Annotated in this window: 9 protein-coding genes; 3 read left to right on the forward strand and 6 right to left on the reverse strand. The window is 43.2% G+C overall.

The features are described from left to right. The first annotated feature begins 199 nt into the window (after nucleotides 1-199). Nucleotides 200-697 carry a hypothetical protein gene (locus M2273_RS24180; protein ID WP_429400355.1) on the forward strand — a complete coding sequence of 166 codons (498 nt, stop codon included), beginning with the start codon at nucleotides 200-202 and terminating at the stop codon, nucleotides 695-697. 143 nt (nucleotides 698-840) lie between these two features. Here the strand turns inward: M2273_RS24180 and M2273_RS24185 are convergent, their stop codons facing one another. Continuing rightward, on the reverse strand, nucleotides 841-4,584 hold the full coding sequence (locus tag M2273_RS24185) for a S8 family serine peptidase (protein WP_429400356.1): 3,744 nt from the start codon (nucleotides 4,582-4,584) through the stop codon (nucleotides 841-843). Between the two features lie 130 nt (nucleotides 4,585-4,714). Next, on the reverse strand, nucleotides 4,715-6,364 hold the full coding sequence (locus M2273_RS24190) for an NAD+ synthase (protein WP_429400357.1): 1,650 nt from the start codon (nucleotides 6,362-6,364) through the stop codon (nucleotides 4,715-4,717). A gap of 85 nt (nucleotides 6,365-6,449) precedes the next feature. Between M2273_RS24190 and gldB the strand changes: the two genes are divergently transcribed. Further along, the gene (gene gldB / locus M2273_RS24195) at nucleotides 6,450-7,523 is read left to right on the forward strand and encodes a gliding motility lipoprotein GldB (protein ID WP_429400358.1); all 1,074 of its coding nucleotides are present in this window, start codon (nucleotides 6,450-6,452) and stop codon (nucleotides 7,521-7,523) included. Between the two features lie 413 nt (nucleotides 7,524-7,936). On the opposite strand, the gene M2273_RS24200 is transcribed toward gldB, so the two are convergent. From M2273_RS24200 to trxA, 4 genes are all read right to left on the reverse strand, one after another. Continuing rightward, the gene (locus tag M2273_RS24200; RefSeq protein WP_429400359.1) at nucleotides 7,937-8,131 is read right to left on the reverse strand and encodes a hypothetical protein; all 195 of its coding nucleotides are present in this window, start codon (nucleotides 8,129-8,131) and stop codon (nucleotides 7,937-7,939) included. A 155-nt stretch (nucleotides 8,132-8,286) separates the two neighbouring features. Then, nucleotides 8,287-9,654, reverse strand: coding sequence for an ABC1 kinase family protein (locus M2273_RS24205; protein ID WP_429400360.1), 1,368 nt, complete (start codon nucleotides 9,652-9,654; stop codon nucleotides 8,287-8,289). Nucleotides 9,655-9,659: 5 nt separating this feature from the next. Beyond that, nucleotides 9,660-10,313: a TetR family transcriptional regulator C-terminal domain-containing protein gene (locus M2273_RS24210; protein ID WP_429400361.1), complete on the reverse strand. Its 654-nt coding sequence runs from the start codon at nucleotides 10,311-10,313 to the stop codon at nucleotides 9,660-9,662. A 253-nt stretch (nucleotides 10,314-10,566) separates the two neighbouring features. Next, the gene (gene trxA / locus M2273_RS24215) at nucleotides 10,567-10,872 is read right to left on the reverse strand and encodes a thioredoxin (protein ID WP_429400362.1); all 306 of its coding nucleotides are present in this window, start codon (nucleotides 10,870-10,872) and stop codon (nucleotides 10,567-10,569) included. Nucleotides 10,873-11,051: 179 nt separating this feature from the next. Here trxA and M2273_RS24220 point away from each other — a divergent pair, with 179 nt between their 5' ends. After that, nucleotides 11,052-11,942 (forward strand): alpha/beta hydrolase, encoded by an 891-nt coding sequence (locus M2273_RS24220; RefSeq protein WP_429400363.1) that lies wholly within the window; start codon nucleotides 11,052-11,054, stop codon nucleotides 11,940-11,942. Nucleotides 11,943-11,990 lie beyond the last annotated feature (48 nt).

An 11,990-nucleotide genomic window follows, 5' to 3' on the forward strand; every position in this document is an offset into this window, starting at 1 on the left:
ACAATGAAACACTCATTATTTTAAGCTGAAAATCAATACGATGGAAATTTTTAAAGATAGTTTTTTAATTAAAATGCCATAAAATTTCAAATCTGCCGTTTATTTGCATGAAACATATAGGCTAAAACGCGGTTAAGCAAGCGTATAACTTATGTGTCATGGTAATACATGATTAAATTCATTAACTTAAAATCACTACATGAAAAAATTAGCTTACATTTTATTTTTATCGGTTTCGTTCTTATTAATAGGTAAACGCTCACAGGCACAAGATTATAAAACAGCTGTCGGAGTAAAATTTGGCGCATATGAAGTTGGGCCTTCTATAAAATATTTCATGGATAAAAGCACCGCGCTCGAAGGTATCATCGGTATCCGCGATCATGGCGTGGTGATCACCGGCTTATATGAAATACATCAACAGGCCTTTAACGTCGACAATCTGAACTTTTACTACGGTTTTGGTGGTCACCTTGGATCAATAGGCCGCGGCGGTTATTATAAACGCATTGGCGGCGATGATGAATATTATAACGGCAAACATATTTTAATAGGGGCGGATGCCACTTTGGGTCTTGAATATAAAATACCCGAAGCCCCAATAGCTATGAGCCTTGACCTTAACCCACGGCTTGAACTGGCAAGAGGGCCATTTTTTGATATTGCACCCGGACTTGGATTGAAATATACGTTTTAATAAAGCTAAAGGCCGAAAGCTTAAAGCTGAAAGCCTTGATTTGCATGGCGTATTGATATGCTTGAACAAAAAGTCTTCCCTTTTTAGGAAAGACTTTTTGTTTTAAAGACCTTCTCCTTTGGAGAGGGGTTGGGGTGAGGTTTTTACCTGCTGATGATTATTTTACGGGCATATACTTTTTGCCCCAGCAATACTTTTAACACATACACGCCTGGAATTTGCCCGGTAACATCTATTACCTTACTGAAATTACCTTGCGGTACACTTTGATTGTCAAGATAAACGCTTTGCCCAAGTGAATTAACAAGCGATAGCTTCAGATCGCCGGCGGCTTTGGCTGCAAAAACCACATTAAGCCGGCTGCTTGTCGGAACGGGGAACACCGCCAAACCAATATCAGTTGCATTACCGGCATTTTCAACCGTACGTGCGTATGTATAAATATCAGACATGGCCAGGCACCCGCTTGCTAAAGTAACCGCCACCTGGTAATTGCCGCTTTGCAAAGGATCAAACGTAGCAGCGGTGGCACCACTTATAACATTACCATTTAATAACCATTGGTTACCCGTTGCAAAGCTGGAATTTAAGGTGTTTGCGGTTTGTGTAACAATTGGTTTGGTTAAACTAACCGCCTGCCTGGCAGCCGATGCGCAGCCTAAGCTTTGCACCTTCATATCATAAAAATAATAATAAAAGTTCTTGTAATAGGCGGTATCCGTTGGGTCATCAGGGGCAGCGTTGTTACCGCTTATACTGAATATATCGCCTATTTTAAATGGATAGCCTTTTACACCGCCATTATTACGATAAATGGTAGCTGTAGCATCAAACTCAGCTGATATAGTATAGTTGCCCGCTGCCGGTAATTCCAGGTTAAGATCATAAACCATTCCTTTGTCATTGGCATCATCAGCTTGTTCACCCGGTTGAGGGTTGGTGCGGGTGGCCTGTGCGTCAATAGTAGTGCTGGATACGGTTTGCCCATTACTGTTGTTCACATTAAAGGTTATTTTACCCGGATAACCAATATATAAGCGCGCGCTTTGAATAATCACCGGTATTTTGGTGCTCACATTTACCTCAGGTGTAAATTGATTATAGCCCCCCGCTGTAAAAACGTTTTTTGTGGCAGGCCCTACAGTACCTTTAAAATCGTTTATACCAGCATAGTAGGTATTATTTATAGGTGCCTGTGCCGTAATTGCAGGCGAACCATAAGCTATGGGAATAACATCAGTACTGTTTTGATACCATAGCAATGTACCATCGCCGCTGCCCGATAGCAGGTATTGTTTACTATCGGTACAATAATAGGCACTAAGGGCACCAATGACAGCCGGAGTATTGATCACTGCGGTAGCTGTTACTGTATTATTTGCGCTAACCGGGTCACTGGCTAAATTACTGGTAGCCGATATGGTATAAGTTGCACCGGCCAATGCGTTAAACTCTTGACTAAAAGTAAAATTATCCTCAATCAGCGGTTGCAGCGTTCCGGTATAGGTTTCAGTGTAGGTAGTTTTGGTATTATCGGGCGCGGTAATAGTAACCGTAACGGGTATATTGCGGATGGCAGCGCTGCCAAAATTTTTAAGCCTGATAGTAACAGGCGTACTTGCCGAGCATGAACCGCTTGAACCAGGGCTTACAATGGCCACTACACCGGCATCAATACTTGTTTGCAAAAACTGAACCCGGTAATCCTGTGTTTCGCCTTTACTGTAGGTGCCGCAGGCTTGTATAGTTGCCGTATCGCTTGTTTCTGTTAATACTACCCGCATCAAACTATAGTTATCAGGGACTACTGAACCCGGTACTTTTATATTGGCGGTGTAAGTACCGGTGGCGTTAATAACACCGGTTGTAGCCGCTAACTCATCTTTATCAAAAACGCCGTTACCATTCCAGTCAATAAATATCCTGGCGGCTTTATTAAAGTTGCCGCCGCATGTACCTAATGTTATGCTTAAGGGATAGGTTTTTGCCTGTTCCAGCTGAACAGTTAAATTAGTATAGTCCGAATAGCTTTTACAGCCTGCCGCCGGTGTGTTGTTGATGTTTGACAGTTTAAGGTTATTTATGCGCGAATCGGCATTTGAAACGGGAGCTGACGCGCAATAAGCTGTACCGCCTGTACCGGTAACAATAAGCGAATATGGCTGCGAGCCTGATTTTAAAGTGCCTTTATGTGATACGGTGATGGTATAGGCTTTACCCGGCGTAGTGTTAGTAATATAAACCTGTTCGATATTATCCCTAATGTTATCGCCGGTTGTTGCTGCCGAAGCCGGACTGCCTGGGTTTAGCACCCACGCGTTATAAGTGGTAGTACCATCACTGATCTTTATATCCAGGTCATTGATCAATTTAGGGGTACGGCTATTGATCACACCATCGGTAGTTGGGGTTGATTCAGGGTCTGTCCATGAAATGGTTGCGGCCAGTACATTATTGCCTGATGCTATTATATTAAAGGTTTGCTTTTGACCCTGTTGCAGCGTGTTTTCGCTGATGATGCTTTTTGTTCCGTTATCAGTTATGGCCTGTGCCGCTTTTTTAGTATCCAGCAAGCCCCATCCATAAACATAATCGGGGCCAACATTACCGGCATCAAAGGCGGTTTGGCATACCAGTCCCTTTAATGTGGCCGCACGCATAAAGTTACCCCCGTTTTTTTGCGCATAATACTCCTGCAATAAATATAAGGAGCCCGTAATATTTGGCGCAGCCATAGATGTGCCCGACAGGGTAAGATATGCTGTAGGGTTATCAACTCCAACAGATAATACATTTACCCCATTACCCACAATATCCGGCTTAATACGGCCATCATCAGTAGGTCCCCAACTGCTAAAAAAGGCACTGCTTATACTCTGGCCCTTGCTGGGCCCAAAAGGTAATGGATTTACTGCACCAACTGTAAGTACATTTTTGGCATTGCCCGTTGTGCTGATGACATCGTAACCATTATTATCACTGATACCAGCCAGCCTGGGGCCTTTATTAACCATTGTTTGATCGGTACGGCTTTTGTAACCATAATAATCTGTGCCTATGGCCGGGCCGTTGCTGGAGCGGCTGTTACCTGCCGATTCAACGATGAGGTAATATGGTGCATTGTTCGCAATCTTATCCCATGATTGCGCGCGGGGGTCATAAAATCCGAAGGTATAATCAACCGAGTCGCCAGGCAGGCCAAACCACTCCCAGCGGTTATCCGTATCATTAAAATTCCATCCGGCCTCGTCGCCATAAGAGTGATTGGATAACAGCAGGCCCGATGCCGCCGCGCTCATCTCAGATACATCGTTATCAAAATCATATGATTGCAGGGTGGCTGCATTAAAGGCCATACCTTTAGCTGGTGCATACACGCCTTTGGCTATCATGGTGCCGGCCACATGCGTAGTATGGTCAAGTACTGAACCGGCATCCTTAATAGTTATATTTTTGCCGGCAAACTCCTGGTGAGCCGTATATACCGAACCGCCGTCCCATATAGCTAATTTGTTATTTAAAGAGGTACTGGAACCTGATAGGCTTAGTCCAAGCGATCCACCGGGTTGTACCGCATTGGTGCCTGTTGTAGCTGCCGACGTAGTATTATTATGGGTGATGAGATACACTGGGAAACCCATGGTATTTAAGCCCTGTAACGATATCAGGTTGCCATTTTTTGAACGGCGTTGTATCCGCCATCCCTTGCTTGCCGCCAGTGCTAAAGCCTGCTTGCGACTGGCCTGATATGAGTTTCTGGATTGGGTGGAAAGATTAACTAATGCTGCACGTTTAGCCTCGCTTACAAGGGGTTGCTGGGCAAAGGTTAAGGCTGCTGTACTCAGCAATAAAAAGCAAACACAAATTGCTGTGCAAAGTTTATTCATGGCCTTGAAATATAGGCATTTTTATGAAAACAAGTATCAAGTAATTAGTATCTGGTAGCAAGATTTTTGAAGGCTTATTAAGGTAAACGGAGCTGTCCTGATACTTGATACTAATTATTTGATACTTGCGCTATGACAGGTATTTACCCACAATAGGCATCCTGCGGCCCATGCCAAAAGCTTTGGGTGATACCCTCAGGATTGGCGGGGTTTGGTAGCGTTTATGCTCGGCAAGGTTTATAAGCCTTATTGTGCGCTTAACGGTTTGTTCATCATAACCCATTTTAATGATCTTTGTTGATGAGCAACGGTTCTCTATGTACTCGGCCAGTATCTTATCTAAAATATCATATTCAGGTAAGGAGTCGGTATCCTTTTGCCCGGGCCTTAACTCAGCCGATGGTGGTTTAATGATAGAGTTTACCGGGATGATTTCCTGATCGCGGTTTATATACCGGGCAAGTTCAAACACCTGGGTTTTATATACATCGCCTATTACAGATATGCCGCCGCACATATCGCCATATAAAGTGCCGTAACCTACAGCGGCCTCACTTTTATTACTGGTGTTTAATAAAATATACCCAAACTTATTACACATCGCCATCAGCAATACAGCCCTGCTGCGCGATTGTATATTCTCCTCGGCTAAGTTAAACGGCAGGTTATGAAACTGCGGGTGCAAGGCTGTTTCAATTGCATCAGTAATGTTTTTTATGGCTATAGTTTCGCTTTTGCAACCCAGATTTTTCACCAGGTCTTCGGCATCCTTTAAGGAGTGGTCGCTGGAGAAACGCGAAGGCAGCAGTACTGCCATTACATTTTCGGGACCCAGCGCCTCAGCAGCCAGGGCACATACCACGGCCGAATCGATACCTCCTGATAAACCTAATATGGCCTGCTTAAAACCTGATTTATAAAAATAATCACGTATGCCTAATAAGATCCCCTGGTGTATTTGTTCAATATCACCCGGGCGTTCGGTTTTAAGGGTAGGGGTATGTTCAAAGCTGATGGTGTCATCATCATTTAAAGTGTAATAAGCCATATTCTCTTCAAAATATGGCAGCTCATCTATCAACTTGCCTGTATTGTCAAAAATCAGTGATCCGCCGTCAAATATCAGTTCTGTTTGCGCACCAACATGGTTTACGTATAGCAGGGGGAGTTTGTAGCGACTGGCATTATCGCTTAAAATGGCAATACGCTCCTCATCGTGATTATAAGAAAAAGGCGATGCCGCTATATTGATCATCACATCAGGCTGCTGGTGGATCAGGCTATCCATTGGACGGGTTACGTACAGTGGGTTTTCAATGGTGTTCCATAGATCCTCGCAAATGGTAAGCGCGATTTTTTTACCCTTAAACTCAATGCAGCTAAACTCGGTTGATGGTTCAAAATAACGGTACTCATCAAACACATCATAATTTGGTAACAAGGCCTTGTTTACCATAGCTTTTACCTTGCCATTCTCAATGAAATAGGCCGAGTTGCTCAGGTCTTTACCTTCATCTTTATGGTTAAAGGTGGGCAAACCTATAATACTGGCAATGTCAATACACTCTGCAGCTATTTTTTTTGCCGATTCTTCGCACAGGCCAATAAACTCGTCAAACTCCAGGAAATCACGCGCGGGGTAACCGCAAACGCATAATTCGGCAAATACTACCAGGTCGGCGCCGTTTTGCTTTGCCTTGTGTATATGATCAATAATTTTGGCTGTGTTCGATTCGAAATTACCTATATGATAGTTAAGCTGGGCTAATGCAATTTTCATCAATTATATTTGTTTTAAAGCGATGAAGCTATCGTAAGTCGTGTTTAACTCCCGATGGTTTCATGAATAGTTTAGTAACGTATTAATGCAAATAAAAATTATTTTTGCTCAAAGGATAAACATGGTAGCTACCCGGTATAAAGCAAAGCAAATTTACTTAATTTTTTCTATCAGCCTGATATTAGCAGCCTGCGGACACAACAAAAAAATTGATATAAGTCATATTAATGTAGATGTTAAGATAGAGCGGTTTGACCGTGACTTTGATGACATGCGCAGCAAACCCATGAACATGCAAGTCGCTTACCTGCAAAAAAAATATGGCGTTTTTTACAGTGATTTTATAAATCATATACTACAGGCCGGCAATGCCAATGATACGGCCTATTTTAAAACCCTGCGCCAAGTTTTCAAGGGCAAAGCATACATTGACCTGAAACATGATGTGGATGCCGCCTACCCCAACATGGATGCGCAGAATGCCAGCCTTACCGAGGCTTTTAAATACATTAAGTATTATTATCCGCAAAAAAAACTACCTAAGGTGTATGCTTATCTTTCAGGTTTCCAGGCGCAAACCTCCATTGGCGATGGTTACTTTGCCGTAGGACTTGATCTTTTTCTGGGCGCCAATTCCAGGTTTTACCCTTCCTTAACCAATGCGTTTCCACATTATTTATCAAGACATTTTACCCCTGATAATATTACCCCCCGCGTGGTGGAGGGTATCGCCCGCGAGGATATGTTCCCTGAGGATGATAATGACAGATCATTACTTGCCAAAATGATTTATAACGGTAAGATCATGTATTTTATGGACCGTATACTACCTGATGTTGCCGATACCACCAAAATTGGTTATACCACAGAACAGCTAAAATGGTGCGGTGATTTTAAAGCAAAAATATGGGGCTATTTTTTAGAGGAAAACCTGCTGTACGAAACTGATTATCCCAAAATTCAGAAATTCCTCACCGAAGCACCGTTTACCCCCGGTCTGGGCGAGAGAAATGAATCGGCACCAAAACTGGCGATATGGACAGGCTGGCAAATTGTGCGGGAGTATATGGACAAACACCCCGAAGTTACCCTGCCACAGTTGATGGCCGATAAGGATGCGCAAAAGATATTAAATTTATCGAAATACAGGCCGAAGTAGAGGCCCCAACCCCCTAAAGGAGGAGCTTTTGATTAGTGGGCTTCGCATTATTTTCGCTTAATTCTCAAGCCGTCGCTCGGCTCCAGTCCAGAAGTGCTCGGAAGATTGAAATTGCAATATATATTCCCTCCCTTGGGAGGGGTGAGGTGGATTATGTAGTGGGAGGGAGGGGTTTCTACGTGCGATTAAACCTGTAATGCTCAATAAACCTCTACCTCCCCCTTCCCCAAGGAAGGAATCGCACTAAGCCCAAGCTTTCTTTTTATTCTTCTGAACACTTGTGGGCTGGAGCCGAGCGAAGGCTCAAATTGAATATTGCAATTCAAAAGTTCCCCGTTTAGGGGGCTGGGGGGACAAAAAAAAGCGCACCGGAATACCAGCGCGCTTTTATATCTTGAAAACTTTATATATACTTAATCGATGATCTTGAAAACAGCCCTTAAGCCTACAGCCACGCCTAAAGCCAATAAAATGTTAGCTATCCATGAAAAGTAGGTTGAATTTTCATCACCGGCAAAACGAATGAAAACACCTGTTATGCCTATAACGATAGCTACAACCAATAATTTATAATGTTTCTCTGAATTAGCATTTTGTATTGACTCCATTGTACTGTTATTTAATGTTTGGCAAAAATAGAAATGTTTACCGAAAATGCTATCATATTTTTATGATTTTATCGCGCCAAATAATGCAGGGTTTTTTCTTTTATAAAAACGGGTGAGCATCCACAAACCTATGCCTGTCAAAATGAACGCGAGGTTTAATACTCCAGCACCACATGCGGCTTAAAGGTATCTGTTTTAACATCGGCCTTTAACTCGTGCAGTATATTATACAGGCCAAAGTTTGTGCGGTTCACATAGATAAAATGCTTTACGCCGCGGGCGTGTTTAAACTCGGGCATTTTTGATAGTCTTTCGCCAAATTTGTAGAGCTGGTCAAAAAATGTTGTTTTGCTGAAATCAAAATGGTTGTTGATGTAAGGCATGGCAAACAGCTCTATCATTTCCTTATATTGACTATAAAAAAACTCAATTTGAGCCGGACTATCATTTGGTAATATCATTTCCAGTTGACGGAAAGCCTTGATGGTTTCTTCCTTATTGTCAAGCAGATTGGTGGAGGTGAGCGAGAAGAAGGGGTAATAAAACTCTTCGGGCATTTCTTTGATGCAGCCAAAATCAATTACGCCCAGGTTGCCCTCGGGTGTGATCATAAAATTGCCTGGATGCGGATCGGCATGTACGGCGCGCAGTTCATGCTGTTGAAAATTATAAAAATCCCATAAGGCTTGACCAATCTGGTTGCGTAGTTCCTGCGAGGGGTTGGTGGCCAGAAACTCGCGCAGGTGTTTACCATCGAGCCAGTCCATAGTGATGATGCGTTTGCTGGATAGTTCTGGGTAATATTTAGGGAAAACAACATGGTTCAGATCGGCACATGCGGTTGAGAATTCGATGGAGCGGCGAACTTCCAGTTCGTAATCGGTTTCTTCCAGCAGGCGTTCCTCTACCTCGCGCATATAAATATCCAGTTCCTTTTCACTCATGCCCAACATCCTGAAAGCAAATGGTTTGATCAGTTTAAGATCTGATGATATGGAATCGGCCACACCGGGGTACTGGATCTTTACTGCCAGTTTTTTACCGTTTAACTCAGCCTCATGAACCTGACCTATAGATGCGGCATTGGTGGAGCGGATATTGAACTTATCGAAGATCTGATCGGGATTTTTGCCGAAATATTTTTTAAATGTTTGCACAATAAGCGGCCCCGAAAGCGGTGGCGCGTTATATTGAGATTGAGTGAATTTATCAACGTAAGCCTGCGGCAACAGGTTTTTATCCATGCTGAGCATTTGCGCTACTTTAAGGGCACTGCCTTTTAGCTCGCTTAATGACTGGTAAATATCCGTGGCATTATCCTCATTCAGCTCCGACCGGTCCATAGTCGGGTTGAACAGTTTTTTTGAATAATGTTTAATATAATTGCCGCCAATTTTTACACCTGTTGTAATGAATTTGGCCGAGCGTTGAACTTTTGTGGTTGGTATGCTATTTTGTTCGGGAGCCCCCTCTAAATCTTCTCCACTGGTTTGTGGAGAGACTTTTTTCTTTTCTGCCATCATGAATCTTAAAATCCCATCTTATCTTTAATGCCACCGTTTTTAACCAGGAACTTGCCATACTCAAACAAATTATCAATAGGCGAACGCTGAAACAGGTCGAATGTTACGTTAACACCTTTTTCAATGGCTTCGTCTGTTTTTTCGAATCCGGTAGAGTTATCATTTACCCAGAAGTGAAGCACAAAAACAAATTGGATCCACAACGCATCTTTATAACGCTTGCTGAAAAATTTGCGATCGCTGAGTTCTGCAGATTCAATGCCTTCTTTCAGGATCTCATCGGCAAAGTTTTCATAAATATCTTTCAACTGTTCAAAAACACGTGGTGTCGAAAATCCCCGTGGCTGTTTATTGATAGTGTACACCGCAAAGCTTCGGCTGCCTTTAAGCAATTCAAAAAAGCCGTAAAAAAAGGACAATGCTTTTTCGCGGGCGGCATATTGGGCCCACACTTCCTGCGATTTGATCTCGGTTAAAGTTTTCCTGGCAAAATCGGCCCAGATATTTTGTTCAACTGCTTCAAACGAACCGAAGAACTGGTAAAACTCGGCCTCGGTCATTTCGTTTTGCTTAGCAAAAATGTAAACAGATTTAGGCTGTATGCCTTCGGTCAATACATAATCAATATACGCGCTTTGGATGCTTTCGATAGTTGCCATGATAGGATTGCTTTAATATTTGACACGTTAAAGTTACTTACATAGGTTGAGCCAAATGTCATACCTGTTTAATTTAAACGTCTGATTTAAAAGGATGTTTTAGCAGTTTACAGATAACTTCACCCCAGCCCTCTCCAAAGGAGAGGGAGTAAAACTGTTCAAAGTGCAGCAGGACATTCAAAAGTCTCCCCTTTCAGGGGGAGATTATTCACATTATTATATTTATTTTTTGTGTTCATGATGGCTGCGCCGTTTAGAGGGGGCTGATAAACTGCTCTACTGCCTGCTGTAATTGTTTGGCCTGCACCACGCCGCTTTGCCGCCATTTGGTTTGTCCTTTTTGGAAAATCATCAGGGTGGGGACGCTTTGTATCCGGTAAGCGCTGGCAGCAGATGGGTTTTTATCGATATCTATTTTAAGGATGGTCACTTTATCGCCAAGCGCGTGTTTTACATCTTTAAGTATGGGTGGCATCATTTTACAAGGACCGCACCACTCGGCCGAAAAGTCAACCAGTACGGGTGTTTCTGATGCTATAATTTCCTGAAAATTTGCCATAGATTTTATTTTTAGTTTATGGATTATAGTTGATGGTTCATGAAACCAGCGACATTAATTAAACATACCAATTAAGTTAAAGTTTAAGGTAATTCCGCAGTCATTTTCTAATATGTCTTTTTTGCTCTGATGTATATATGAAGTATAAGCCTGTTATTTAAAAATATCTAAATTTAGCTATGCAAACAAAACTAACCACTTATCTATATCTGTTGCTTTTTATTGTGCCAATTGGTGTAATGGCGCAAGATAATGCCACGGTAATACCGCTTTGGCCAAAAGGAGCCCCCGGATTTGAGAACCGCCGTAGTGAGCCCGAGCAGGCTAAAGATTACTGGGTGAAAAACATTCATAACCCATCACTTACTGTTTTTACGCCACCTGCAGGTAAGGCAAATGGCGCGGCTGTGGTAGTATGCCCCGGCGGCGGGCACCGCTTGCTTGTTTACACTGCCGAAGGTGTAGAGCCTGCCAAATATTTAAGCAACCTGGGCATCACCGTTTTTGTGCTGAAATACCGCCTGGGTCGCGATACGCTTTCGCCTTATAAAATTGATGTACATGCCAAGCAGGATGGTTACCGTGCCATGCGCCTGGTGCGCAGTAAAGCCGCCGAATATGGTTTGGATACCAATCGCATAGGCATGATGGGCTTTTCGGCTGGTGGCGAGGTGGTGGATATGGTGGCCTATGGTGAGGGTAAAGGCGATCAGCATGCTCCCGACCCCATTGACCGGCTAAATGCCCGACCCGGTTTTTTAATACAGATTTACCCGGGCCCGCTATATATCCCTGATGTGCTGCCTGCCGATGCGCCGCCGGTATTTTTACTGGCCGCTAATGATGATGCCTGCTGCTCGCCATCTGTAGTAAAATTACTGGATAGGTACCGTGCCGCCAAAATACCTGTGGAACTGCATCTGTATGCAAAGGGCGATCATGGCTTTAACATGGGCAACCGCTCTAAACTGCAATCTATCAATACCTGGCCCCAGCGCATGGCCGATTGGCTGACAGATAACAATTATTTAAACCCTGCAAAAAAGGAACGGCCCAAAGTATTGCATTAGCCCCTGGCCCCCCAGCCCCCTAAAGGGGGAGTTTTTTGATTAGCATAA

Origin of the sequence: Mucilaginibacter lappiensis, from assembly GCF_050433765.1 — a bacterium.
GTDB lineage: Bacteria > Bacteroidota > Bacteroidia > Sphingobacteriales > Sphingobacteriaceae > Mucilaginibacter > Mucilaginibacter lappiensis_A.